Below are 26,043 nucleotides of genomic sequence, written 5' to 3'. Positions count from 1 at the left end.
TGCTAAGTCATAATAATTCGAAAGAATTTAAAAGAATCTTAGCAACTCAGATACTTAGTTACTTAGCAACTCAAAAAATATGTTAATAGAATTAAACGAAGATACATTAGCCAACTTAGTGGCTGAAAATAATAAAGTTGTAGTACAATTTTCTGCATCATGGTGTGGTAACTGCCGTATTATGAAGCCAAAATTCAAAAAACTAGCAAACGAAAATGAAGCCATCACGTTTGCAATTGTTGATGCAGAAAACTTTCCAGAATCGAGAAAACTAGCCAATGTAAGCAACTTGCCTACTTTCGCCACTTTTGTAAATGGAAAATTGGTAAACGAAACACAAACCAATAAACAAGAAGTTTTGATTGAATTGGTAAACGAGATTATTTAAATTATTATTGATTGCAGATTAACGAATGATGATTTTAATTTAAAATCAAAAAATTTAGATTAACCATTCCGTTTTCAATCTAAATTCAATAATCATTACTCTCAAATCGTTAATCCCAAATTAAAATTCCCTAATCCTAAATCGACAATGAAACTACCAGTTATAAAACATCTTACTCAATTTATTGAACAAAACGATCAAGACTACATCATCGAAACCATTGAAGTCCTAGAAGCTATGACTGAAATTAGTTCGCTAAAAGATGAAGAATTAGACGTAATTGGAGAATTGATTTCCAATATGTATGGCGCCTTAGAAGTGCAAAAATTAATCCAAAGCGGAACAGACCAAAAAGAAGCTTTGAATACATTCATGAAGCGCGTAATGGGATCTATAGATAAATAATCAATCCCTACAATGGCTTTTACAAAGAAACGCATACTATTTTTAGGTGCGTTTTTTTTGTTTTAAAACCTAAATCTTAAATAATTTTCATACTTTTGAAGCTCAATAAAAATAAAAATTATGGCTTCAATTACATTAAAAGGGAATGCAATAAACACGAACGGTGAATTACCAAAAGTGGGTTCAAAATTAGCAGATTTCAAATTAGTTCAAAATGACCTTTCGGTTGCCTCTTTGAGTAATTTTGCTGGTAAAAAATTAGTTTTAAATATTTTTCCAAGCGTAGATACAGGTACTTGCGCTGCCTCTGTTAGAAAATTTAACGAAAAAGCTGCTGGATTAAATAATACTACTGTATTATGCATCTCTAGAGATTTACCATTTGCACAACAACGTTTTTGTGGTGCTGAAGGATTAACAGATGTAGTTAACTTATCTGATTTCGTTGATGGAAGTTTTGGTACTACAAACGGATTAAAAATCGTAGATGGCCCCTTAGCTGGTTTACTATCAAGAGTACTTATTGTTGTAGATGTAGATGGAACTATCCTTTACACAGAACAAGTAGGAGATATCGTTGATGAACCTAATTACGAAGCTGCTTTAGCAGTACTTTAATCTGATTTTAATGGAGTTTCAAAAAGACAATACCTTCGTAACAGGAAGATTAAAAAGTGTTACTTATGCTGTGAAGGGAGCTATCAAATTAATCACTACCGAACATAGTGTAATGGTTCAATTTTCTACTGGTATTTTATTAACTGTTGCAGGTTTTTATTTTGGCATTACTGCTACCGAATGGCTTTTTCAAACTTTAGCAATCGGATTAGTACTTAGTATTGAAGGCCTAAATACTGCAATCGAAAAAATTGCCGACTTCATTCATCCCGATTATCATGAACGAATAGGTTTCATCAAAGACATTGCTGCAGGCTCTGTTTTTTTTGCAGCCTGTACTGCAATAATTATTGGTTTAATTATATATCTGCCCCTATTTTTATAGACAATCGTAAAATCCCTAATGGCAAAATCAAGAAAAGAAACTTTAGACAAGAAGAACAATTCTGAAACTAAAGAAACAACCTCATGGAAACTGAATAGACAGCACAAATTTGTTTTGGGCTGTCTTTTTCTATTATTCTCCATCGCTTTATTACTCGCATTTATTTCCTTTTATATCTATGGCCAAGAAGACCAAAGTGCTGTAAATGAATTAACAAACCGTTCTGAAACAGTGCAAAATTGGCTAGGTAAGTTTGGCGCCTTTTTATCAAATTTAATTGTTTACCAAGGTTTTGGACTAGCCTCCTTTATCTTTGTTCGATTATTTATGCTTACAGGAGCTTATTTAGTATTAGGAATGAAAGTTAGTAAGCTAAAGAATACTTGGTTTTGGGACTTATTTGCCCTGATCGTCCTTTCAATTTTATTTAGCTTTATAGCTACTTCATTACCTGAACTAGGGGGCGTTGTAGGTTACGAACTTAATCTTTTTCTACAAGACTATATTGGGAAAACAGGTACACTTCTTACATTGCTTTTTGGATTAATTATTTATCTAATATTCAAACTAAAATTATCACCAGAAAGAATTCAATCTTTTTTCGAAAACAAAAAAAATGAACTTAAAGCGAGCTTGGCCTCTGCGGAAGTAGAAAAAAATAAGGAAGCTTATAACTTGGAGGAGTATGCTGTTGAACAAGAGGATTTAAAAGTAGAAGAAATGGTTTTAACCACAAAACCTTCTCAATTTGAAATTAAAAAGGAAGAGTTAAAACCAACCATAAAAAATTCTTCAGAGATTAATCTAAATACGGCTACACCACCACCATTCCCTAAAAAAGCAACCGATGAACCTCTTGCTCCTGCCGATTCTTTTGTTATTGAATCTGCTCCAGAAGAAGATATCATTGAAGAAAATTTAGCATCAAAAATGGTTTCCGACTTTGGGCAATTTGACCCTACTTTGGATTTATCCAATTACAAATTCCCTACAATAGATTTATTAAAAGAATATTCTACAGGCGGAATCACTATCAACCAAGAAGAATTAGAAGACAATAAAAATAGAATTGTGGATACACTCCGCAATTATAAAATCGAAATTGCACAAATTAAAGCTACCGTTGGACCATCGGTAACATTATATGAAATAGTTCCAGAAGCAGGTATTCGAATTTCTAAAATTAAAAGCTTAGAGGATGATATAGCTTTATCTCTATCTGCATTAGGAATTAGAATCATTGCTCCTATCCCTGGAAAAGGTACAATTGGTATTGAGGTACCAAACAAAACCCCAACCATGGTCTCTATGAAATCTGTAATTGGATCGGCAAAATTCCAAGAAGCAGAAATGGAATTACCTATCGCATTAGGAAAAACCATCTCCAACGAAACCTTTGTAGTTGATTTAGCCAAAATGCCCCATTTACTAATGGCAGGAGCTACTGGACAAGGTAAATCTGTTGGATTAAATGCAGTATTGACCTCATTATTATACAAAAAACATCCAGCCGAAGTAAAATTTGTATTGGTCGATCCAAAAAAAGTAGAGCTTACGCTTTTCAACAAAATAGAAAGACATTATTTAGCCAAACTTCCAGATTCTGAAGATGCCATTATCACAGATAACACTAAAGTAGTTAATACTCTGAATTCCCTTTGTGTCGAAATGGATAACCGCTACTCTTTACTAAAAGATGCTATGGTTCGAAATATCAAAGAATACAATGATAAATTCAAAGCTAGAAAATTAAATCCAGAGAATGGACATCGCTTTTTACCCTACATCATTCTAGTTGTCGATGAATTTGCCGATTTGATTATGACAGCCGGAAAAGAAGTTGAAATTCCGATTGCTCGTTTAGCACAATTAGCTCGTGCGATTGGTATTCACCTGATTATCGCAACACAACGACCATCTGTTAATGTTATTACAGGATTAATTAAAGCGAATTTCCCTGCTCGTATCGCCTTTCGAGTAACCTCAAAAATTGACTCTAGAACAATTTTGGATACTCAAGGTGCCGATCAATTAATTGGTCGAGGAGATTTACTTTATACAAATGGTAATGATGTAGTACGTGTACAATGTGCTTTTATAGACACACCTGAGGTAGAAAAAATAACTGATTTTATAGGTTCACAAAAGGCTTATGCAACAGCTTACTTGCTTCCAGAATTTGTTGGAGAAGAAACTGGCATTAATCTTGATATGGATATATCTGAAAGAGATATTCTGTTTAGAGAAGCAGCCGAAGTCATTGTTACCGCTCAACAAGGATCTGCTTCCTTGTTACAGAGAAAATTAAAACTTGGATATAATCGTGCTGGTCGATTAATCGATCAACTAGAAGCGGCAGGTATTGTTGGCCCGTTTGAAGGTAGTAAAGCCCGTATGGTCAATGTACAAGATTTGTCCTCTCTTGATCAATTTTTAAACAATGAAAAAAACAGTTAAAACTATGCAAATCAAGATTAAAAACCTAAAAAGCAACTCATTTACTACTATGACCAAAAGAATCATTCCTATAGTTTTTGCTCTCTTTATTAGTTTTTCAAGTCATGCACAAGATGCAAAAGCAAAATCACTATTAGACCAAGTAACCAGTAAAGTAAAAAGTTACTCTAATATTGCTATTGATTTTAAATATACCTTGAATAATGCAAAGGAAAATATCAACCAAGATAGTAAAGGTAATGTAACTATGAAAGGCAATCAATACGTATTGAATTTTATGGGAATCACTAAAATTTTTGATGGAAAGAAAACATACACTATTGTACCAGAAGATGAAGAAGTAACTATTTCGAGCTATAACGAAAAAGATGACAGCGCCATTACTCCCTCAAAAATGCTAACATTCTTCAATAGCGGATACCGTTATAATATGAACGTACTTCAAGATGTTAGAGGTAGAAAAATTCAGTACATCAAATTGGTACCTACCAGCACCCGTGATCAACGCAAAGAAATTCTTTTGGGTATTGATGTAAAAACGAAACATATTTACAACCTAATCGAAATTGGTAAAAATGGAACAAAAACAACATTAACCGTAAATTCTTTTAAAACCAATCAACCTTTATCAAAAAATCAATTTACCTTTGCACAAAGTAAATATCCAAATTACTACATCAATAAATTAGATTAAACAAGGTTAGTGAAAATACTTGACAGATACTTATTAAAAACATTCCTGACTACATTTGCTACGGTATTTGTAATCCTCTTTTTCATATTCATTCTTCAAACCATTTGGTTATTCATTGCAGAATTAGCAGGTAAAGATTTAGATATCGGAATGGTACTTAAATTCTTAATATTTTCTATGCCTAGAATTGTACCTTTGGTACTACCTCTATCGATTTTATTAGCATCGATCATGACTTTTGGTAATCTTGCCGAAAATTATGAATTTGCAGCTATGAAATCAGCAGGGATTTCGCTGCAGAGGGCTATTATTCCTTTAACTATCTTTATTACCCTCTTGAGTTTTGTAGCTTTCCTCTTTGCTAATAATGTAATCCCATATGCAGAATATAAGTTTATTAACTTTCGAAAAAATATTGCTCAAGTACAACCAGCGCTTGCCATCACCGAAGGACAATTTAGTGATGTAGGCTTTTATAACATAAAAGTCAATAAAAAATCAGGAGATAACGGCAACACATTAACTGGTATTACCATTCATAAAAAGTCAACCAATGGTGACGGTAGTAAAACGGTAATCAAAGCCAAAGACGGTAAATTAATTAGTAGTAAAGAATCCAGTATTTTAAAATTAGAATTAAATAATGGTAATTATTACGAAGATGTAATGCCAAAAAAATACGAGGATAGAGAAAAACTACCATTTGCAAAAAGTTCCTTTAAAAAATACACTATCAATATTGATTTATCCGAACTTAATAAAGTCGATGTCGATGAAGAAAACATATCCAACACCAATACCATGTTGACGGTAAATGAGTTGAATTATACTTTAGATTCTTTACAAAAAAATATCAAAACTGAAATCGTTTCATTTTCAGATAATATCAATGTTCAAACTGGTTTCTCTGCTTTTGTAAACAATCAAGCAATAAAAAAAGATACCTTAAAAAAACTAAAAGAATTACCCAAAGATCTTTTAAGTATATTTAAAAATCAAGAAAAACAAGCTATTTTAAGCGCTGCAACTAGTAATCTTGTAAGTACGGGATACAATATTGATGCTACAAAACTAAATTTGGAGAACAAACAAAAAACAATTAACAACCACTATTTAGCATTATACGATAAATTTGTAATTGCTTTTGCTTGTTTCTTAATGTTCTTTATTGGGGCACCATTGGGAGCTATTATTCGAAAAGGAGGACTTGGATTACCCATTGTATTTGCCGTATTTATATTTATCTCATTTCACTTTATCAATACTTTTGGAAAGCGAATCTCCCAGGAGGATGGTTTATCTCCTTTTTTAGGAGCATGGATGTCATCTTTTGTTCTAGCACCATTGGCCATACTTTTAACATATAGAGCAACTAATGATATCGGACTGATAAACATGGACATTATCTTCACTCCTATTCAAAAATTATTTAAAAAAATTCTCAAAAAATTCTCAAAAAACAAAAATAAATTCCACCATGGATTCAAATAAAATAGTACTTAATACCATAGAAGAAGCAATCGAAGATATTCGCCAAGGTAAAATCATATTGGTTGTCGATGATGAAAATAGAGAAAATGAAGGTGATTTTTTGGCTGCAGCCGAAAAAGTAACCCCAGAAATGATCAACTTCATGGCTACTCACGGTCGTGGATTAATCTGTACTCCCTTGACCGAAAGTCGTTGCAAAGAATTAGGATTACATGCTATGGTTACCAATAACACAGACCCAATGGAAACCGCATTTACAGTTTCTGTTGATTTAAAAGGACATGGTGTTACTACCGGAATTTCTGCTGGCGATCGAGCTAGAACTGTTTTGGCTTTAACAGAACCAGGAACAAAGCCACACGATTTGGCACGTCCAGGACATATCTTCCCCTTAATTGCCAAAGAAGGCGGAGTATTAAGAAGAACTGGACATACTGAAGCTGCTATTGATTTTGCTAGATTAGCAGGTTTCCAACCTGCAGGTGTGATTGTAGAAGTGATGAATGAAGATGGAACTATGGCACGTTTACCGCAATTGGTAAAAATCGCTAAAAGATTTGACATTAAAGTTGTTTCAATCGAAGCGTTAGTTGCCTACAGAATGCAACACGATAGCCTGGTAGTTAAAAAAGAAGATTTTGATATCAAAACCCGTTTTGGGACATTTCGTTTAAGAGCATACGAACAAATCACCAACAAACAAATTCATATTGCCTTAACAAAAGGAAATTGGAACTTAGGAGAACCTATCCTAACAAGAATACACTCTTCTCAAGTTAATAACGACTTATTAGGTACTTTGACAAACAATGCAGACCAACAATTGGATGCCATGTTCAAAGCGATTAACGAGCACGGTAAAGGAGCCGTGATTTTCATCAATCAAGATATGCAGGCATTGAATTTACTTAACCGTATCAATGAATTAAAAGCAATTCAAGCGGGAGGCGAAATGAAAGCACCAAAAATTATTATAGATAGTAAAGATTACGGAATTGGAGCTCAAATATTACACGATATTGATATTTCTAAAATTCGTTTGGTATCCAATTCAGAACAAGAAAAACGCGTTGGAATGGTTGGATATGGTCTCGAAATTACTGAATATGTAAAATACTAAGGTTCTAAAAGCAAATTTAAAAAAAATAATTTAATAGCTAATACAAAGGAAATGAAATGATTAAAAAATACTTTTAAAAGAAGCTTACATTTTTATCAAAATAGTTTTTGAAAACCAAAAAAGCTCCTTACATTTGCAGTCGCAACTAGACAATGGTTGCAACAGACTGGAGAAATGGCAGAGCGGTCGAATGCGGCAGTCTTGAAAACTGTTGACTGTAACAGGTCCGGGGGTTCGAATCCCTCTTTCTCCGCCAGACCAAGTTTCAAAAGAAACTTTATGAATCAAAAGCCTCTAAATGCTAGCATTTAGAGGCTTTTCTCTTTTATGTGAGATGTCAAAATACACCTATAATGTCAAAGTACAGGATCATATCGAAAACCTGTGGAGTGGAACAAATTAAGCATATATATTAGTTAGTCTAAACAGGAAGTATTCTATATTTCTAACACCTCTGAATTTTGATCTCAATGCTTTTATTTTGGCATTAATGATTATTCACATTTTATATTTTAATTAATAGGAGTTCATGAATTTCATTTCTGCAGAGGCATTAGTACTTCTATTGTCAAAATAATTTAATATGGTCTGATAATGATTTGTAATTGTACGAGAGATTGTGCCGAAAGATTTAAATTCGGATTGATCTTCTTTTTCATGCCATTTGGCTAATTTTGCAAATCCAATGATTTTGTCCGGAATTTTTTCAAAGATAGTACGCAAATATTGTGCTAAATCGTATGCTTTTAAAATGTCTGGATATAATTCAAACAATAAAGTGGCACGTTGAGTTTGGTTTTACGTCCATCTTGATTTGTTTTTATGTTAGAAATAACGACTTCTAGCTAGTAATTGCTTAAGTGTATCTCCATTTGAAAGTATTTGAGATTCGAAATTTGATTTGCTTTATTTTGCTTTTTCAATAGCATTATTTTCTTGATCAATAGCTACCCAACGAAATTTAATCCTGATTTCCTGTAAAGCCTCTGTAGTTAGTTTTTGAACATGAAATCGATCTGTAACACGAGTTGCATTAGGAAAGCATTTTTTGGTAATCAAATTCATATTTCCCGCCATGTCTAAAGTTATTTCTTGAACTAGATTTCGTTGTTTAAGAGTAATTTTTTCTGTAACTGCAATAACTGTATCATCTTTATTTCCTGCAATCATAGCTACAATAGTCCCCTTTCTTCATTTTCCAGATTTGTTAGTTAAAATAGTATAGAGTTCGCCATTTGAAAGGGACGTTTCATCTATTGATAGGTTCATTCCGATGTTTTGCGGAAAAATAAGCCATTTTTCTGCATGTTTTATTTGATCCCAAGCTCTAAAATCACTTAAAAAGTCTTTGTATTGACACTGGAGGTTTCTACCAGAAACTCCATAGAAAGAAGCAATAGTATTACAATCATTTGGGCTAGAATCTATTGATCACTTTTAAAAAAGACGCAAACTCCTGTGTTACGCGAGTTCCGTCTGCTACTAAATTCCAATCTCTAAAAACAATTTTACCTGTGTCTTCATTAAGCCATCATCTACGAGTGATATGAAGATACACTTTATAACCACGGATAGGGAAATCCTGGACTGTTATTTCATCGAAGAATCCTTTTGAGCTTAATTTGTTTTGACGATATTCTTTTGGTAGTGAATTAATCTCTTTTAGATAAAGATGGAGGGCTTCATTTTCCTTTTTATAAAAAGTAAGTTCAAAATAGTTTATTATTACCTCTGGTAGTAATAATTTTAGGATTTCATTAAAAGAATCTTGCATTGGGATAAGATTTTAAAATACAAATATCCTTATTTAAATATTTCCCCACAACTTTTGTTCTTGATCCGACAAAACCTTATAGATTTTGCTGAACGGTTTAAAACAGATGAAAACTGCAAGGAATATTTAGCAAATTATAAATGGGAACAAGGGTTAATTTGTTTAAAATGTAAGCATACAAAGAGTTAAATCCGTAAAGATTTTTCCAGAATTTGTAATATTTGTAGTCATACAGAAACTGCAGCGGCAAATACTTTATTTCATAAGTTTAAGTTTGGTTTACGTAAAGCCTTTTTTATATGTTTTGAAATGTCAACCAAAACTAAAAGTTTATCTGCTAGCTATATGGGAGTTCACTTTGGAGTTACAGAAAAAACAGCACATTTATTTATGCATAAAGTTAGAGAAGCTATGAAGTCTAGTGAGAATCATCCAATGGATGGAACCGTTCATGTTGATGAATTTATTATTGGTGGAAAGGAAAAAGGCAAAGTAGGAAGGAGTTATGACAGCAAAAAGAAAAAGATTGTAACCGCGCAGTAGAATTAACAGATAAGGGGAAAGTTAAAAGGATTTATGCCTTAAAAATTAATAATTATTCAGCCCAAGAATTAGAGACAATATTTAACAAGCACATTGAGAAAAGTGCAAAAATAACTACAGATAAATGGAAAGGCTATCGTCCTTTATTTGAGCATTACAATATCACACAAATAGAAAGTAATAATAGTATGAAATTTATGGCATTACACGCGACAATACATCAAGTAAAATCATGGATTAGAACAACATACTCTTCAGTAAGTGATTTTAATAAAAACAGGTATCTTGATGAATTTTGCTATCGAATTAATCGTTCTCAAAGCAAAGACACAATATTCAATAATTTAATAGTACGAATGGTTAAGTCGGATAAAATATATCAGTCTAAAATCATATGTTCGTAACTACTGACCTCAATTAAATTAATCTTTATTTATTCAAACAATATTACTAATTTGAATTAATTATAAGATTATTTATTTTAAAATGAGATTTTAATTTTCGGAATTAAATTCTTGATGATTTACAATTTTCAACTCTTTTGATTTCATGATTTTATCATTCAATTTTAAAATCCTATCCAGCTGTTTACGCTGTACTTTATACTTGATGTAGTATTTGTACAATTCTTTTCCAACAAAGAATGAGGATAAAGAAGCTCCTGTAATAACTCCTACTAAATAATATGTAATATTCATAAATTCTAATTTTTAAATTTAAAACGCATTATCATCACCTTTTAATGTCACAATTATGGTCATAAAACAAATTTTGAGATCTGTAATTAAACTCCAACGCTGAACGTATGAAATGTCTGTTCTTACACGTCTTTTCATATCCGAAACTGTTTTTGTTTCCCCTCTAAGTCCAGAAATCTGAGCAAGTCCTGTAATACCTGGTTTTACGAAATGACGTACCATAAAGTTATGAATATGGTCATTATAATCTGTGGTATGTTTGATCATATGTGGACGTGGACCTACAATACTCATACTTCCTAAGAAAACATTAAAAAACTGAGGCATCTCGTCTAAACTTGTTCGACGAATAAATTTTCCAATAGGTGTGGTCCGAGAATCTCCCTTTTGAGCTTGTTTACTTTCATCACCTGCATTTATGTACATGCTTCGAAATTTATAACACCAAAAAGGCTCGTTTTTCTTACCCGTTCTTAATTGTTTAAACAATACAGGGCCTTCACTCTGTTTTTTAATTATAATTGCTAAAAGTGGGTATAGCCATGATAGTATAAATACAATAACTAAAGTACTAAAAACTAGATCAAATATTCTTTTAATCAATCTATTATTAGCGTTTTGTAAAGGTTCATAACGTGGTTTTATAACATGAAAATTATTTAAATGACTAACACTAAAATGTGCTTTTGACATAGTAGAAAAATCAGGAATAAATTTCAAACGCATACAATGCTTATCACCAAGCTCAAAAAAGTAATTTAAATCAATTATAAAATTAGGTTTTGTAACGATATATAATTCATCTATTTTTTCTTCAGATGCACTATTAATAGCATTGGTAAGTGCTAAACTAAAATCTTCTTTGGATTTATAATTGACGGACGAGTTCTCATTTAATATACCAATAAAATCGATAAAGTAAGCATTGGTTTCCAACTGAGCTGCTAATTCAATGCTAGTTTTATTGAAGCCCCAAATAGCAACTGTATATCTTTTATCAACCCAACTTTTAATTTTTACAATTACAACAGTAAACAATATTCTAGACACTAAGAAGTAGAACGTCAAAAAACACAATTGAAACAAACTAGCATTACTAATGATAATATAAAATATATCATCATGAAAAAAGAAGATATAACTCTGCCATAAAATTACTTGTGTTAAAAAGGCACGCCAACTATTACCATAAAACTCTTCTAAATTAAAAAGAGAAGAAACACGATATAATCTAAAATAAGTTATTGAAAACAACCAGCTTAGAATTGTAATAGGAATCATTTTATTGATAACCAAGCTACTCCAACCTAAATCAACTTTAAGTGCAAATTTCAAAAAAATGATGGTACCAATGACCATAGCAAGCATGTCTACTATTAGACAACAAATCATAAAAGTAAATTTATGTCTATTTCGCATTTTTTAATTTGATTAATATATTATTAAATATTTTATAAGCAACTGCTCCCACCAAACTCCCTCCTATTCAATAGTAAACATCCATATTGTATGAAGTTTTATTTTTAAGTAGAAATTGCCCACCTTCACCAATTAGCACTTTTGGGACCGTTGTTCCTAAATTTCAACTAAAGACAAAAAAACTATTTTTTTTCCACTTCATAGGATTCTTACAAAAAAAATTAAACTCCCTGTAAAAAACTAATGAAACAAATAGCACTACAATTCTTATATTGTAATTCATATTACTCCAATGTTTAAGCCAAACTGTTCTCTGGTCTAATGTTTGGATCGGGTAGCCAAGAATAAAAAAAAACTACCCTATAACTAAAAACAATACTATTTGCACTGTTTTTATTGACTTCATATACTATTTCAGTATACCTAAATCATTTTCTTTCACTGCTAACTGTTAGCTTTAAATAATCATGATCTTTTAAACCAAGATTTTTTGACTTTTTCGTCTTTATAGGTGTATGCATAATCATAACCATACCCCATATTTCTCTTCATTCCGTTAATAACGATTCCTACATTTTTTAATTGACCTTTTTTGATAAAGCTTGCCAATTGACTAACTGTTTTCTTATCTGTGTAATTTGATCTCGCAACATAAACCGTTACATCCGCCAAAGCACTAAAATTGAAGGTATCCGATACTAATTGAACAGGAGCAGAATCAATTATGATAAAATCATAGTTTTGTTTCGCTTCAGTCAATAAAAGTTCAAAATTAGTATTGGTTAGCAATTGTGATGGATTGGGTGGGATTTGACCGGAAAATAACACATCTAAATTATCCGAAAAATTTGTTTTTTTTATCAAAAAACTTTTCCAATTTTCGTTTTTATCTGTTAAGAAATTTGTCAGACCAGCAATACCTTTATCCACGTTAAAATATTCATGCAACTGTGGGTTTCTTAAATCAGCACCAATTAACAATACCTTTTTATTGAGATTACTTATCGTGATCGCATTGTGAAAAGCACTAAATGATTTTCCTTCTCCTTGTATCGATGAACAAAACAAAACTACATTTCCGTCTTTCTGTCCTTTTTGAGGTAACAAATAACTAATATTAGAAAATAAGGTACGAGTCGCCTCGGCAATTACAGATCTTGAAGTGGCTGAGTTATCCAATTTTTCAGAAACATCTATTTTTGGTATGGTTCCCAAAAAGGGTACTTCTGAAATCTCTTTTGGTAAGTCTTCCTCTGAATGAATTTTAGAATCCATCATAAGGCTTAAATAAGTAATACCGAAAGCTAGGATGAAACCAAATAAGACAGCACCCAACATAAACACTTTCCTCTTCGGATAGGTATCACCATAATTGGTTTGAGGAGAGTCCAAAATACTTAAATTTGACTCAAGTATAGCTCCATTCAATAACGTCTCTTCTTTTTTCTGTAACAAAGACAAATAAGTCTCTTCTTTCAAGGCCAAGTTTTTATTTATATTCCCCAAATCCTTGTCTTTTGTCGGAATACTTCTCGCCTGTGCTGCAGCTGTATTCTTCTCCACATTATTGGCTGCATTGGTTTGCCTTAAATAGCTCAAATAATCATTTAATGAACTAATGATAGCTTGTTTTTGAACCCTTAATCTAGCCGCCATTGCCAAATAAGCTGGATTATTTTTTTGTGCTCGTTGCAATAGAATTTCACTTTCTAATAAACTTGCGTTGTAGCTTACCAACTGATTGTTAATTGCTGGCGCTTGCAAATTGTAATCCGTACCCAATGGTGTGTTCCCGCTAGTACGTTGCACATCTCTCAATGCCGAATGCGTTAAAGCAATTTCACGCTGGTTCAAAGAAGCAGCTGCTGAAGTGGTACTTTTTTCTATGGTTTTTGTCGCAATAAAGTCCTCTAAAACATAAATATTATTGTCACGTAAATAACTTTCTTTTACACGCTGAATAGAATCTTTCTCTCTAGCAAAAACTGCAATACGTTCGTTTAAGAAAGCCAATGTTTTGGTATAATTCTTTTGTTTATTAATGACAATTGTTTTGTCTAAATCGGAAATTACTTTATTCAAAATTTTAGTCGAAAGGTATGGATTGGTTCCTCTATAGCTTAGGGCCAAATTGTTATTCGGACTTTCAAAAGATTCAATTCCCAAAGTAGTTTTTAACTCTTTCACAGCCAATTCAATTGATTCTATTGCTACCACATACTCTTTGTCGAAATAAAGAGCCACTTGACTTTTAGCTTTGGGAGTCAATTCGATAGTAAAAGGCAATCCTGCTACTACACGAGTAGTATGATGCCCATGCAACAGGTAATTTTTCTCTGTAGCTAAATCATGTACTTTAAATCCCTCTTGTACAATTTGAACCTCATATTGTTTTTGTGGTAACGGATCTTTCGACCCCACAACTTTGATAAGCAACGGATTATCAAGTACTACTTTATTCTGCAAATACCCCTTTTCATAGTAGTTGATATTCAAAGATAGATCGTTTACAATTTTGCCTAAGAAATTGTTTGAAGTGATCAACCCTTTCTCTTCTTCCAGACCATCTTCTTTTTCTTTTTGCAAATTGATGGTTGTTACAATCTGTGCATCTTTCTCCTTCTTTTTATCAATATTAATCAAAGCTGCCGTTTCATAAGAAGGGGAAACAGATTCTAAATAAAAATAGGCTGCACCTAAACTTAATAACAAACAAATGGCAAAAAGAGGCCAATACTTTAAATATTTTAAAAGTTCTTTTTTAAAATCCATGATTAATTTTTTCGAATTAAGAAAAACAAGGTTATAAAGGTAGTAATATAGGTTATAAGCTGTAAAGGATTAGTTACGATTCGACCGCTATTGAGTTTTGCTGTATTCGGTGTAACTAAAATTATATCATTTTGCCTAATACGGAAATCTGGATCGGACATCCAAGAAGCAGTAGTCAAGTCAATATGGTAAATGGATCGTACACCATTAGTCTCTCTAATCAATTGAATATCCTTACGATGACCTGAATAGGTTAAATCTCCTGCTAATCCAATTGCAGTCAGCAAACCAATAGATTGCTCTGTAAAACTCACCACTCCCGGTTTGTTTACTTCTCCCAAAATAGTAAATTTATTGTTCATTACACGCACTTGGACGGTTGGATTTATTAAATATCCTTCGTTAATCAAGGTTTGTTTAATCTTCATCTCTGCTTCAGAAGTGGTTAAACCTCCTACTCCCATTTCGTTCAAAATAGGCAACATAATTTGACCTTTCGGATTTACCAAATAGCCAACAGGTTGTGTTGTTTCTGTCGACCCTCCTACTGCACTTGATGATTGAATATTAAAAGGTGCTGCTACAATTGGATTCAAATCACTAACATCTACTCTTAAAATATCATTTGGCTGAATTTTGGAAGTTGTGTAAACCAAAGCGGTATTGTCATATTCATCTAGATCTTGTACATATAACATTTTCTTTTTGGATCCGCAGGATTGTAGCACTAAAACTAACAGTAATAGAATCGAAATAGGGAGTTTTTTCATGGTAATGTGAATTATAAAATCTGTATTTAGGTTAAGTTTTTTATTATAATATTATACTCAAAGCTTATTCATGAGAATGTTATCGTAGGATATATTGTTTTAAGGCCAATGATTTTTTCTGTAACACTACACGTAAGGCAGATAAACCATGATACTTATATATGTTATAATCTTCTTTCAATACTTCAAAGGCACGTTGTGCATCTGTACTCATACCACCCATGCGCATTTTCACGATGTACTGGTTTACATAACTCATTTTGATTTTGTATTTATACAAATAGCGAAGTAAAAACTCCGTATCCGAAGCAATTTTAAAATCCAAATTGTACAATCCGTATTGATCTACTACTGTTTTTTTCAAATACACTGTCGGATGCAAAGGCAACCAACCCGATTTAATACGGTCGATGCTGAAGGTGCCTCCTATTCGATTGCGAATCAAACGTTCTTGTACATCATTGGAAACATAGACTCCATCACCGTATACCCCTTCAATAGTGCTATCTTTTTCAAATTGTGCTACAATTTTACTAATGGCAGTGCGGTCATAAAATTCATCATCAGAATGCATTAATCCAATCGCATCACCAGTCGCCAATGCGATTCCTTTATTGATGGCATCATACATCCCTTTGTCTGGTTCGGACACATAGGTAGTAATCTGATTTCCAAAGGAACGGATTACTTCTTGCGTGCCGTCAGTCGAATTACCATCGATCACAATGTATTCAATGTTTTTGTAATCCTGGTCCAGCACACTCTGAATGGCTTTTGCCATCGTTGCTTTTCGATTGTAACAAACTGTAATAACACTTATTCGCATGTGTACCTGCTATTTGGATTATTTTTTTAACTTACTTTATGATGAAATCTCAGCAAAAGAAACGAAAAATTTTAATAATAACATACTATTTCCATATAGAACGCTAATTCTCGATGAACGGCTTCTTTTTGTTTATTTCGAAAAGGTAAATGCTATTAAGAGGAATAGAAATAAAAAAAGTAAGAGTACTTTATTTTAAACTAAAGTACTCCTACCTAATAGACTATTATTTCTTCATCAATAAACTATCAAAATAGTTGATGGTTGTTTGCAAACCTTCATGTAATTGAATTTTTGGTTCCCAACCTTCCAACTTGGCTTTTGCTAAGGTAATGTCCGGTTGTCTTTGTTTTGGATCGTCTTGTGGCAAGTCCATATGAATTATTTTTGACTTTGAACCCGTCAACTTGATCACTGCTTGTGCCAGTTCCAACATCGTAAATTCATTTGGATTACCCAAATTCACAGGACCTAAAAACGCTGGCTCTGATGCCATCATACGAATCATTCCTTCTACTAAGTCATCTACATATTGAAACGAACGGGTTTGCAATCCATCGCCAAAAATAGTAATGTCTTTCCCTTCCAAGGCTTGTACGATAAAGTTAGATACTACTCTACCATCCGCAGGATTCATGTTTGGCCCGTAAGTATTGAAAATTCTAATAATTTTGATGGCTACATCATTTTGATTGTGGTAGTCCATAAACAAAGTCTCTGCGCAACGCTTTCCTTCATCATAGCATGAACGGATTCCAATTGGATTTACATGCCCCCAATAACTCTCTGGCTGTGGGTGTACCAACGGATCCCCGTATACCTCGCTTGTACTCGCTTGTAGTACCTTTGCTTTTACTCTTTTTGCCAATCCCAATACATTAATCGCTCCCATAACCGAAGTCTTGATGGTTTTAATCGGGTTGTATTGGTAGTGCACTGGTGAAGCGGGACAAGCTAAGTTGTAAATTTCGTCTACCTCTGCATAAAAAGGCTCCGTGATATCATGACGTACCATCTCAAAATAAGGATGATCCAACAATTCAATGATATTTGATTTGGCTCCTGTAAAATAATTGTCCAAGCAAATAATTTCGTTTCCTTCGTTTAACAAACGTTTACACAAATGTGATCCTACAAAACCTGCTCCTCCTGTTACTAATATTTTTTTCATGATTTATTTTTTTATTTTTTATTTTTTAATAATGCTACTTTGGTCTGAATTTGAAAAAAGTAATGGGATTTAAAACGCGCCAAATAAAAGCCTTCCTTACCGTCTAAGAATCCCAATTTCAAGAAGTAAGCACCCAAAAAGTAAACCGCAGGCAGTAATCCCGTGGTCAATAGGCCATACTTAATTTTTTGGTTTAAAGACAATTGTTCATTACTGCCCGATTGCAGTTGCAAAAATCGTTGTGCTTCCCAACTCGAATAGGCATTGTGTTTGGCAATATAGTGGTCTAAGTCTTTAAAATCCTTGTGTGCTACTTTTGCCTCGATGACACCCACATTCCCTTCAATGATTGGATGTTCATGTACCTCCATATCCAAATGGCTCCACAAATCTTCATCAATTTTTTCATAGGCGCCTTTACTTCTTTTAAATAAAGCTGATTTCTTAAAACCGTAGCCGTAGCGCAATTGTTTCCCCATGAAAAAATTCTCAAATTGAATGGTGTATCCATTAAAATTTGGATCTAAAGTTTTCACCGCAATTTCGTCTACAAAAGCATCGGTGACAAATTCATCTGCATCTAGAAACAGTACCCAGTCGTATTTGATTGTTGCGTTTTGCAATGCCCAATTACGCTTTTTAGGAAACTTACCATTCCATTCAAATTGCAAGACCTCTGCTCCTTTGGCTATAGCAATCTCTTTGGTTTTATCAGTGCTGCAAGAATCCACCACAATGATTTGATCAAAACGAATTAATTTATCCAAACAAGAGGGTAAATTTAGCTCTTCGTTTTTTACCGATACGATAACGGTGATTGGTATCTTATTCAATAGTTCTTAATTTTAAAAATTTAGCAGGATTACCACCTACAATAGTATTTTTAGTTACATTTTTAGTAACTAAACTGCAAGCTCCTATAATAGCATTTTCTTCTATAGTTACTCCAGGCATAATAAAAGCACGTGCTCCTATAAATACATTTTTATGAATAGTAATTTTGTTTGTAATTAAATTGAACTCAGGTTTATTAAAAGCATGTGTACCTGTACAAAGATATACTTCTTGGCCTACAGTTGCATTTTCATGAATTTCAATTATGCCTAATGTGTAAGCATTGGTGCGGTCACCCAAGCAAGCGCGATCGTGTAGAATTAAATTCCATGGTATTTGAATACGAGCTCTTTGATGCACAAAGGGTTTTCCATATATTTTACAACCAAAAACCTTCAACCAAAACAATCGCCAAGCATTAGCCGGCTTAGGAGTCCAAGAACAAAAAAGCAACCATATATATTCCCAAGCTAACATTTTAACTCTCTGAGATACTGACCAAGGTGAATCAAAAGGTGAATTTTGTAAATATTCCATATTTAAATATTTAGTAATACTCTGAAATCTGAAATATATTCTTTGGAAACTATTTTAGATGAAAATTTATTTTTCCCATATTCAAACGTATTTGAACCATAATCTACACCCATCTGGATATCTCTTGCTATTTTTACAATATTTGCAGCCCAGGATTCAGCATCTCCCGCTTTGCAGAAAAAACCTGTGCTTCCTTCTTCGTTCAGAGGTATATTTGCTGGTAAATCAGAAATTAACTGTGCCCTACCAATACGCATGCATTCGAGTACAACCATATTCAATGTTTCTCCATAAATTGACGGTAAAACGATAACGTCATGCTCACCGATTTCTTTATCTAATATATCTCTTTCATATATAGGTCCTGAAATTTGTATACTATTATTTAAATCATTTTCAACAACAAAATCTGACAATTTCCTAATGTAATTCATATTGCTACCGCCCTCTTCTGTTAATGGTCCTACAGTTTTTAAACAAATATCAGGAAAAGTATCTAAAGCTTTTTTAAACCCAAAAAACAGGGATTCCAAACCTTTGTCTGCGGAAAAACGACCTACATATAAAAATCTAATTTTTTTCTCTTGTTTACGTTCTACTGCACTTACATAATTTTTAAAATCTACGCAATTGTAAACAGTTTTAAATTTATCGCTTAAACTAGGCATCATTTGTATTGCTTCATTGCAAACACTATCTGATCCAAAATAGATTCTATTAAAATTCTTAAATAAATTTAAGTATTTTTTTGGATCACGATGAACTGTGTGCGTTTTAACTTTAGCAACTTTAAAAAATGAGAATAAAAACCCATGCCATAAGTGTGTACTTAATACATCTGCATACTCCATTTTTTTTAAAACTCTAAAAAAATAAGGTAAACCAGCAAAAAAATTTAAAATCAAATTAGCCTTTCTTGTAGCTCCTTTTACCCTAATATATTTAACACCATTACTTACTTCGATATCATTATATCCCTCAAAAGTCGGAGAGTAAACTGTTACTTCGTTTCCTAAATCATTAAATTCATTAACTAGCTGACCTAGTAAAGAATTAACTCCACCCCCTTTTTTTGATGGAAAAGGTAATTCATGACCCAAAACAATATTTATTTTCATTTCTACTATTTTATTTTAATATATCTTCACTTTTCTTTAAAGCGGAAGCAATCACTTGGTGCATATCATAATATTTATATTCCGCTAGGCGTCCCCCAAAGATAACAGCTGTCTCTTCTTTTGCCAAATCCTTATATTTATTAAATAAATCATTATTAATACTATCGTTAATAGGATAATAAGGCTCCTTCCCCTCTTCCCACTCTTGAGAATATTCTTTTGTAATTATAGTCTTCTTCTGACTACCAAATTCAAAATGTTTATGCTCAATAATACGCGTATACGGAGTTTCTGTATCGGTATAATTAATCACAGCGTTACCTTGAAAATTGTCCTTATCTAAAGTTTCAGTTTCAAATTTTAAACTACGGTAATTTAACTTTCCGAATCTAAAGCCAAAATACTCATCAATTCTACCTGTAAAAACTATTTTATCTGCTTTTGAGTTCCAATAGTCCTGATTTTCAAAATAATCCACTTCTATATTAGTTTCGATACCTTCAAGTAATGCATCTACCAATTTGTTATAACCACCAATTGGAATCCCTTGGTATTTATCATTAAAATAATTATTATCAAAAGTGAATCTAACAGGTAAACGTTTAATTATAAATGCTGGAAGATCTGTAGCTTTACGTCCCCATTGTTTTTCAGTATATCCTTTAATTAACTTATAGTAAACATCTGTACCAACTAGTGATAAAGCTTGTTCTTCAAGATTGCTAGGCTCTGAAATATTTAAGCCTTCAATCTGCTCTTTAATTTTACTTTTAGCTTCATCCGGTGTTTTAACGCCCCATAATTGATAGAAAGTATTCATGTTAAAAGGTAAATTAAACAATTCACCTTTGTAATTTGCAACAGGACTGTTGGTGTAACGATTAAATTCTACGAGATTATTTACATAATCCCATATTTTTTTATCATTGGTATGAAAAATATGAGCTCCATACTTATGCACGTTGATATCTTCCTTTTTTTCACAATATACATTACCACCTAAGTGATTTCTTTTATCGATAACCAAACAAGTTTTTCCCTTCTTCTTTGCTTCATGTGCAAAGACAGAACCAAACAAACCAGAACCCACTATTAAATAATCATACTTTTTAGCCATATTTTTAAATATTTGTATATAAATTGTAAAATTTTTCTATAACTTGTTTAATCTCATATTTTTCTCGAACTAGATTTTTTGCATTTACTCCCATCTCCGCCAAACTTGTAGTAGGTGTGACCAAAATGTCAAGTAATGTTGATTTCAAATTTAAGACAGATAGATCTATCCACCACCCACAATTGAATAGTTCTAAATCTTCCCAAGGAGTTCCTTTAGTTGTCAATACAGGTACACCAACTGCAAGCGCCTCTACTACTACGATTCCAAAATTCTCACTGTGTGTAGGCAATACCATTATATCAGCTGATTTAATAAATTCCCATTTTTTCTCACCGTACTGTGGACCGACAAAATGAACATTAAGTAAATCATTTGACGACTGCTTCAATTCATCGATATAGGATTGATCGCCATTTCCTGCAATCTCTAAACTCCAATGAGTAGTGTCTAATTTTCTCCAAGCTTCGAGCAATAATTCAATTCCTTTTTTAGGATGAATACGTGAGATGAAAATTATCTTTTTGGATCCATACTCAACCTTAACCTCTTTTATTTCAGATGTATCTATAAAATTAGGAATAATGACTAAAGGATTAGAAAATCCCAAGGCCTTAATACTTTTTTCCTCCATTGCGGCAGTGGCATGCAAATAATCAGCATTTTGAATCGCTTTTTTTTGGTACAAAGCCATCGCCAATTTTTTCTTCCATGGATTATGGTTGATAATCCAAGGCTCCAACATACCATGTGGAGATAAAATTACTTTAATATTTAATTGTTGCGCTACTTTTTGAAAACCCCAATTTTGAGGGCTCCAAATACCATTGATATGAACAATGTCGGGCTTCTCCTCTTCAAGATAGTTACGAAACTCCTTCAACAACGAATACCAACGTATAACACGACTGTCAAAAAAACGTACTGGTACTCCATCGATAGCAATGGGGTGATCTGATTTTCCTGTTGCTATACTCAATGTGCAGCTATCTTTCAAAGCAGCACTCAGTAAGCGCATGTATTCTGTAGTACCACCACCATGTTGGTCAATACTGGCTATATAGTGTATTATTTTCATTTCGTTTCCAATATTTCCTGGTATGCGATTTCGATTGCGTCCATAAATTCTTCAGCACTAAATAATTTGGATCGCAAAACTGAAGCTGCTATTGCTAGGTTCTCCTGCTCTGGACTTAGTTGTAGCACATTTTCTACTACTTGGGCTGCTTTTTTTTTCCAATTAAGTAATTCTTCTGTATTACTAGGTCTTTTAGCTACATAAAAACCTTCATGACCAGCAACTTCTTTCATCGGATCTTCATTGGTTGTAATGACCAAAGTTCCAGATGCCATGGCTTCCACGATTGGCCAACCAAAACCTTCATATAAAGAAGGAAATACCATTACTGAAGCTGCTTGGTAAAAAAGTTGCAACTGCTTATCATCAATATTTGAGATGAAATGAATCCTGTTGGTTGCAGCAGATGCACTTGCAAATGTTTTTAATTGCTCAGACGGTACTTCTCCAATCAATAATAACGGGATTTGACCTGCAAAATCTTGATTCCACTGGTCATAAATTTCAAGCACTCCCATTTTGTTTTTATAAAATGCATTTCCTCCAACATGTAAAAGAAAACCCTGAGATAAATCGATATTAAATTGACTCGAAAGCTGTATTCTTACCTCTTGAACATTATCGGCTGGACTAAAATTTTGATTTAATCCATTGTAAACAACTCTTGCTGTTTTTGGTTTTTTATCTAAAAAAGAAAGCAAATCGGTCTGCGTTTTTTTAGAAATACAAATAAAATTCTCTGCTTGACGGTAACCCCAGCGAATAAAACTTTGATAATAGGTACCTGTTTTAGCTGTTTTACTTTCAGCTAACATGCCTAATGCAGCTTGCTGTGCTAAAAAGTCGTGACAATGTACTACATGTGGTCTATTTGAAACTAATGGAACCCAAGGACCTAAAGCATTATCGGCAAAAACAAACAGTGTATTCTTGTCGGTACTTAAAAGCCTAATTTTTACTTGAATTGGGAAGACAACAAATTGATCTAGGTATCCAAACCATTTTTCTAGCTTCGGTTTATTTAGAGCCCATTTAAAAAAGAAAGGTTTTGGACTCCAAGCTTTAATTTCATGCCCTTTGCTATGCATTCCATTTACTATCATCTGAGCAAATCGAGGCATACTTTGATAGCGTAAAAAAGAAGGATGGGTAAAAAGTACTATTTTCATTTTATTGATTTAATTCATGCTAAAAAAAATACAACTCTTTTATTAGGTCACTATGTGTTAAAATTTTAACCTCTAGCTGATTGGATCTTCTATCTCTGAAATTTTGTTATCCGTATTTAGACAGGCCAATACCAAACCGGCAACTATGACTCCATAGCCTAATACTGTCGGCTGTGCCCATTGCCCTTGAACTAATGCAACGCAAGCCGTCCCACAAAGGACAAAAGGCAATAACTTCTTTTCTTTTGGTAACTTAAAAGATTGAACAGCAATACTTATTGCAAGTACAATACGAATTATGATCAACATACCGCCAAAAATTATTCCTTGTTCACCTCCTAATCTACCGAACTCATTTTCAGCAATTAGAAAACTTACCTTACCTGATAACATCTGTGCACCCGCATTTGTACCCATTCCTAGATTACCTACAAATAGCGGCTGATTCAACAAATCAATTACGGGACCAAAGAACTCATTGACCATACGTAACAATATAGAATTGGCAAATCCACCTCCAGCTGTTTGGCCATTAGCTGTGTCAACACGATCCATAAAAACATTTGTTCCAAGACTAAATATGCTAGAATACTGCTGTAAAAGCACTATAATAAAAGAGAAAACAACAGTTATGACTAATAACTTTACTACCATTTTAACACTAGTAACAGAGGCGATAATAGCAAATAAGCCTACAATGGCTACGGCAACAACTGCACCACGACTAATTGTTAAAGGTAATGCAATGACTAAGGCAATGGTACTCGCAATAAGTAATGGTTTATAAATTGCTTCTTTTGATAACCAAAAATAAAAAACAAAAACAGAAACAAATGCATAAAAAACGGATAAACCTGTAGTGAACGAAAATGTTCCTGGTGGTCTACTGTATCCCATCGCACCAGAAAAACCTGCACTACCTTCCCCTCCAATCCCTACATTAATAAAAGCTGATTGTGGACTTGAAAATTGAAAATACACAATTAATGTCATTACCAAATTCATGACTAAAAGTACACGTCCCAATTGAATTACATCTTTCTTTGAAAATACAGCCCCAATAATAAATATGAGGGTAAAATGAAGTAACATAATTCGTGCTCCATATAGGGCTACAAAAAGATTAGCATGCCCAAAAGTAAGTGTTATTGCCAAACTAAAAACTGTACTTAGCAAAGCTATTACAATATAACCATTCATAAACTTAACACCTAAATATAATGCACGGACAATTACATAAATAGCTATTGGATCACGAACAATCAAAAGTGGTGTTGCTAAACTGGGTAAGATCCATTTACGCAAAGCCCCTTCAAATATCCATAATAGAAAATACAGCCAAATGGCAATTTTTAATTCTTTATAATTTGGTGTCCCGCCTTTGTCTGTACTTGATTTCATCTGTTTACCTTTGAATCTATTTTTATTAAAGACAATGCATCAGCCATCTCTTGGCCATAAACCGACCAAGGACGGCTCGCGGCTTTGGTTTGTGCCGCCAATCCCATTTGTTCTAATAAGGTAGGCTTTGCCAATATCTTTTCTAAGGTTTCTTTTATTGCTATTGAAGATGCTGTAGGAACAATCCATCCTTCTACCCCATCTACTATCAAATCTGGTCCTGCAGTTCGCTCCGTAGTTATTATGGGAATCCCTTGTGACATTGCTTCTGTTAATACCAAACCAAAACCTTCAAAAAGCGATGGAAAAACAAACACATCATGTTCGCGCATGCATTCCAATACCTCATGATGTGATAAGGTAGGTATCCAATGGTGCTTTGATAAGGCTGTATTTAAAACCTCGCAATTTGCGACTGATTTTTGTCCTACAACTGTCAATTCGACTTGCTCTTCTAGACCTTCAACTGCATCAAATAAATATGAAATCCCTTTTCGTTGTGATACACCACCAATAAATAAAACTTTTAATTTTCTATTTACTAATGGCTGGTATTTTTTAACGTTTTTGACATCAGGAAAACCATAAGGAATTACCTTAATTTCCGCTAAAACACCTGGATAATCAGCCAACGTTTTTTTTGTAAAACTACTGGCCACAAATATAATATCAGCTAATGCCAACTCCTGGTCCTTATTGGCAAGCTTAGCAGGAGAATCATTGAATCCTGTAATAGTCACTGCCCATTCAGGGTTTATGTCAAATTCTTCTTGCATCAATAATCGAGCACTTTTCCAGTATCCAATTGGTAAGTCATATATACAACTTACTCCCAATTGCTTCGCTTTTGTAAAGGATGCTAAAGCACCATCTTCATAAGCATATACCCCTTCGAGCCCCTTCTTTTTTAAACTAGCCAAATTACTGGCCACCCATTTATCATGACGATGATATACTTTATCAAAACAAAAAACACCCGTTTCATGCGTTTCCAGAAATGATAGTTTAAGCCTGGAAGAAATGATCCGACCAAATTCGTAAAAAGATTTCGATTTGGTATAAGGTTGCCAAGAAGGATCCAATGTGCGACGTTTTAAATCTTTCAACTTTGGATAGGTACTCAATCGGTACACAATTTGCCCAGGAAAGATGGCAATTGCTGTAAATAAATTGAATAGCAAATTATTTTTAATTAAACCCGAAACTAGATTTTTTACATTTGCGTTCAGACTAGGATGCGATACTAGAACCTTCATAT

Annotated in this window: 23 protein-coding genes, 1 tRNA gene and 2 pseudogenes; 10 read left to right on the top strand and 16 right to left on the bottom strand. The window is 33.2% G+C overall.

Going from position 1 to position 26,043, the window contains the following annotated elements:
* The first annotated feature begins 79 nt into the window (after positions 1 to 79).
* The 9 genes from M2326_RS04000 (at position 80) to M2326_RS03960 (ending at position 7,814) form a co-directional block, all read left to right on the top strand.
* Positions 80 to 388 (top strand): thioredoxin family protein, encoded by a 309-nt coding sequence (locus M2326_RS04000; RefSeq protein WP_264618259.1) that lies wholly within the window; start codon positions 80 to 82, stop codon positions 386 to 388.
* A 147-nt stretch (positions 389 to 535) separates the two neighbouring features.
* Positions 536 to 793: a DUF6952 family protein gene (locus tag M2326_RS03995; protein WP_264618258.1), complete on the top strand. Its 258-nt coding sequence runs from the start codon at positions 536 to 538 to the stop codon at positions 791 to 793.
* Positions 794 to 913: 120 nt separating this feature from the next.
* Positions 914 to 1,411, top strand: coding sequence for a thiol peroxidase (gene tpx, locus M2326_RS03990; RefSeq protein WP_264618257.1), 498 nt, complete (start codon positions 914 to 916; stop codon positions 1,409 to 1,411).
* 10 nt (positions 1,412 to 1,421) lie between these two features.
* Positions 1,422 to 1,796: a diacylglycerol kinase family protein gene (locus tag M2326_RS03985; RefSeq protein WP_264618256.1), complete on the top strand. Its 375-nt coding sequence runs from the start codon at positions 1,422 to 1,424 to the stop codon at positions 1,794 to 1,796.
* An 18-nt stretch (positions 1,797 to 1,814) separates the two neighbouring features.
* Positions 1,815 to 4,253 carry a DNA translocase FtsK gene (locus M2326_RS03980; protein WP_264618255.1) on the top strand — a complete coding sequence of 813 codons (2,439 nt, stop codon included), beginning with the start codon at positions 1,815 to 1,817 and terminating at the stop codon, positions 4,251 to 4,253.
* 49 nt (positions 4,254 to 4,302) lie between these two features.
* Entirely contained in the window at positions 4,303 to 4,947 is a 645-nt protein-coding gene (gene lolA1 / locus M2326_RS03975; RefSeq protein ID WP_264618322.1) for an outer membrane lipoprotein periplasmic chaperone LolA1, read from the top strand.
* 9 nt (positions 4,948 to 4,956) lie between these two features.
* Positions 4,957 to 6,438, top strand: coding sequence for an LptF/LptG family permease (locus M2326_RS03970; RefSeq protein WP_264618254.1), 1,482 nt, complete (start codon positions 4,957 to 4,959; stop codon positions 6,436 to 6,438).
* The gene (ribB, locus tag M2326_RS03965; protein WP_264618253.1) at positions 6,425 to 7,558 is read left to right on the top strand and encodes a 3,4-dihydroxy-2-butanone-4-phosphate synthase; all 1,134 of its coding nucleotides are present in this window, start codon (positions 6,425 to 6,427) and stop codon (positions 7,556 to 7,558) included. Before M2326_RS03970 ends, ribB begins: the two co-directional genes overlap by 14 nt.
* A gap of 168 nt (positions 7,559 to 7,726) precedes the next feature.
* Positions 7,727 to 7,814, top strand: a tRNA-Ser gene (locus tag M2326_RS03960).
* Positions 7,815 to 8,074: 260 nt separating this feature from the next.
* Here the strand turns inward: M2326_RS03960 and M2326_RS03955 are convergent.
* A pseudogene (locus M2326_RS03955) lies at positions 8,075 to 8,728 on the bottom strand (ISAon1 family transposase).
* A gap of 361 nt (positions 8,729 to 9,089) precedes the next feature.
* Entirely contained in the window at positions 9,090 to 9,332 is a 243-nt protein-coding gene (locus M2326_RS17620) for an ISAon1 family transposase N-terminal region protein (RefSeq protein ID WP_463671341.1), read from the bottom strand.
* A gap of 54 nt (positions 9,333 to 9,386) precedes the next feature.
* On the opposite strand from M2326_RS17620, the pseudogene M2326_RS03945 reads away from it, so the two are divergent.
* Positions 9,387 to 10,279: pseudogene (locus M2326_RS03945) on the top strand (IS1595 family transposase).
* Between the two features lie 90 nt (positions 10,280 to 10,369).
* Here M2326_RS03945 and M2326_RS03940 read toward each other — a convergent pair.
* From M2326_RS03940 to M2326_RS03875, 14 genes are all read right to left on the bottom strand, one after another.
* A complete protein-coding gene (locus tag M2326_RS03940) occupies positions 10,370 to 10,573 on the bottom strand; it encodes a hypothetical protein (protein WP_264618252.1) in 204 nt (67 codons plus the stop codon).
* A gap of 18 nt (positions 10,574 to 10,591) precedes the next feature.
* Positions 10,592 to 11,965, bottom strand: coding sequence for an exopolysaccharide biosynthesis polyprenyl glycosylphosphotransferase (locus tag M2326_RS03935; RefSeq protein WP_264618251.1), 1,374 nt, complete (start codon positions 11,963 to 11,965; stop codon positions 10,592 to 10,594).
* 492 nt (positions 11,966 to 12,457) lie between these two features.
* The gene (locus M2326_RS03930; RefSeq protein WP_264618250.1) at positions 12,458 to 14,764 is read right to left on the bottom strand and encodes a polysaccharide biosynthesis tyrosine autokinase; all 2,307 of its coding nucleotides are present in this window, start codon (positions 14,762 to 14,764) and stop codon (positions 12,458 to 12,460) included.
* Between the two features lie 2 nt (positions 14,765 to 14,766).
* Positions 14,767 to 15,534 (bottom strand): polysaccharide biosynthesis/export family protein, encoded by a 768-nt coding sequence (locus M2326_RS03925; protein ID WP_264618249.1) that lies wholly within the window; start codon positions 15,532 to 15,534, stop codon positions 14,767 to 14,769.
* A 79-nt stretch (positions 15,535 to 15,613) separates the two neighbouring features.
* Positions 15,614 to 16,360 (bottom strand): glycosyltransferase family 2 protein, encoded by a 747-nt coding sequence (locus tag M2326_RS03920; RefSeq protein ID WP_264618248.1) that lies wholly within the window; start codon positions 16,358 to 16,360, stop codon positions 15,614 to 15,616.
* Positions 16,361 to 16,586: 226 nt separating this feature from the next.
* Complete coding sequence (locus M2326_RS03915; protein WP_264618247.1) at positions 16,587 to 17,531, bottom strand: UDP-glucuronic acid decarboxylase family protein; 945 nt, start codon at positions 17,529 to 17,531, stop codon at positions 16,587 to 16,589.
* Positions 17,532 to 17,542: 11 nt separating this feature from the next.
* On the bottom strand, positions 17,543 to 18,364 hold the full coding sequence (locus M2326_RS03910) for a glycosyltransferase family 2 protein (RefSeq protein ID WP_264618246.1): 822 nt from the start codon (positions 18,362 to 18,364) through the stop codon (positions 17,543 to 17,545).
* The gene (locus M2326_RS03905) at positions 18,357 to 18,902 is read right to left on the bottom strand and encodes a DapH/DapD/GlmU-related protein (protein ID WP_264618245.1); all 546 of its coding nucleotides are present in this window, start codon (positions 18,900 to 18,902) and stop codon (positions 18,357 to 18,359) included. The genes M2326_RS03910 and M2326_RS03905 overlap by 8 nt, the downstream gene beginning before the upstream one ends.
* A 2-nt stretch (positions 18,903 to 18,904) precedes the next feature.
* Entirely contained in the window at positions 18,905 to 20,020 is a 1,116-nt protein-coding gene (locus M2326_RS03900) for a glycosyltransferase (protein ID WP_264618244.1), read from the bottom strand.
* Between the two features lie 10 nt (positions 20,021 to 20,030).
* Positions 20,031 to 21,137, bottom strand: coding sequence for a UDP-galactopyranose mutase (glf, locus tag M2326_RS03895; RefSeq protein WP_264618243.1), 1,107 nt, complete (start codon positions 21,135 to 21,137; stop codon positions 20,031 to 20,033).
* A gap of 4 nt (positions 21,138 to 21,141) precedes the next feature.
* Positions 21,142 to 22,215, bottom strand: a complete 1,074-nt coding sequence (locus M2326_RS03890; RefSeq protein WP_264618242.1) for a glycosyltransferase — start codon at positions 22,213 to 22,215, stop codon at positions 21,142 to 21,144.
* Complete coding sequence (locus M2326_RS03885; RefSeq protein ID WP_264618241.1) at positions 22,212 to 23,384, bottom strand: glycosyltransferase; 1,173 nt, start codon at positions 23,382 to 23,384, stop codon at positions 22,212 to 22,214. Before M2326_RS03885 ends, M2326_RS03890 begins: the two co-directional genes overlap by 4 nt.
* Before the next feature lie 72 nt (positions 23,385 to 23,456).
* Positions 23,457 to 24,785 carry a hypothetical protein gene (locus M2326_RS03880; RefSeq protein WP_264618240.1) on the bottom strand — a complete coding sequence of 443 codons (1,329 nt, stop codon included), beginning with the start codon at positions 24,783 to 24,785 and terminating at the stop codon, positions 23,457 to 23,459.
* Positions 24,782 to 26,041: a glycosyltransferase family 4 protein gene (locus tag M2326_RS03875; protein WP_264618239.1), complete on the bottom strand. Its 1,260-nt coding sequence runs from the start codon at positions 26,039 to 26,041 to the stop codon at positions 24,782 to 24,784. The genes M2326_RS03880 and M2326_RS03875 overlap by 4 nt, the downstream gene beginning before the upstream one ends.
* Positions 26,042 to 26,043: the final 2 nt, after the last annotated feature.

The sequence above is a fragment of the Flavobacterium psychraerolatum genome (assembly GCF_025960985.1).
Taxonomy (GTDB): Bacteria; Bacteroidota; Bacteroidia; order Flavobacteriales; family Flavobacteriaceae; genus Flavobacterium.
This window is presented reverse-complemented; position numbering and strand designations above follow the sequence as displayed.

Bases quoted from the DNA above. Each gene is read 5' to 3' on its own strand.
- M2326_RS03925 (WP_264618249.1), bottom strand. From the start codon at position 15,534: ATGAAAAAACTCCCTATTTCGATTCTATTACTGTTAGTTTTAGTGCTA.
- M2326_RS03885 (WP_264618241.1), bottom strand. From the start codon at position 23,384: ATGAAAATAGTACTTTTTACCCATCCTTCTTTTTTACGCTATCAAAGT.
- M2326_RS03980 (WP_264618255.1), top strand. From the start codon at position 1,815: ATGGCAAAATCAAGAAAAGAAACTTTAGACAAGAAGAACAATTCTGAA.
- M2326_RS03985 (WP_264618256.1), top strand. From the start codon at position 1,422: ATGGAGTTTCAAAAAGACAATACCTTCGTAACAGGAAGATTAAAAAGT.
- M2326_RS03995 (WP_264618258.1), top strand. From the start codon at position 536: ATGAAACTACCAGTTATAAAACATCTTACTCAATTTATTGAACAAAAC.
- M2326_RS04000 (WP_264618259.1), top strand. From the start codon at position 80: ATGTTAATAGAATTAAACGAAGATACATTAGCCAACTTAGTGGCTGAA.
- M2326_RS03930 (WP_264618250.1), bottom strand. From the start codon at position 14,764: ATGGATTTTAAAAAAGAACTTTTAAAATATTTAAAGTATTGGCCTCTT.
- M2326_RS03915 (WP_264618247.1), bottom strand. From the start codon at position 17,531: ATGAAAAAAATATTAGTAACAGGAGGAGCAGGTTTTGTAGGATCACAT.
- M2326_RS03905 (WP_264618245.1), bottom strand. From the start codon at position 18,902: ATGGAATATTTACAAAATTCACCTTTTGATTCACCTTGGTCAGTATCT.
- M2326_RS03920 (WP_264618248.1), bottom strand. From the start codon at position 16,360: ATGCGAATAAGTGTTATTACAGTTTGTTACAATCGAAAAGCAACGATG.
- M2326_RS03875 (WP_264618239.1), bottom strand. From the start codon at position 26,041: ATGAAGGTTCTAGTATCGCATCCTAGTCTGAACGCAAATGTAAAAAAT.
- M2326_RS03890 (WP_264618242.1), bottom strand. From the start codon at position 22,215: ATGAAAATAATACACTATATAGCCAGTATTGACCAACATGGTGGTGGT.
- glf (WP_264618243.1), bottom strand. From the start codon at position 21,137: ATGGCTAAAAAGTATGATTATTTAATAGTGGGTTCTGGTTTGTTTGGT.
- tpx (WP_264618257.1), top strand. From the start codon at position 914: ATGGCTTCAATTACATTAAAAGGGAATGCAATAAACACGAACGGTGAA.
- ribB (WP_264618253.1), top strand. From the start codon at position 6,425: ATGGATTCAAATAAAATAGTACTTAATACCATAGAAGAAGCAATCGAA.
- lolA1 (WP_264618322.1), top strand. From the start codon at position 4,303: ATGACCAAAAGAATCATTCCTATAGTTTTTGCTCTCTTTATTAGTTTT.
- M2326_RS17620 (WP_463671341.1), bottom strand. From the start codon at position 9,332: ATGCAAGATTCTTTTAATGAAATCCTAAAATTATTACTACCAGAGGTA.
- M2326_RS03935 (WP_264618251.1), bottom strand. From the start codon at position 11,965: ATGATTTGTTGTCTAATAGTAGACATGCTTGCTATGGTCATTGGTACC.
- M2326_RS03900 (WP_264618244.1), bottom strand. From the start codon at position 20,020: ATGAAAATAAATATTGTTTTGGGTCATGAATTACCTTTTCCATCAAAA.
- M2326_RS03940 (WP_264618252.1), bottom strand. From the start codon at position 10,573: ATGAATATTACATATTATTTAGTAGGAGTTATTACAGGAGCTTCTTTA.
- M2326_RS03880 (WP_264618240.1), bottom strand. From the start codon at position 24,785: ATGAAATCAAGTACAGACAAAGGCGGGACACCAAATTATAAAGAATTA.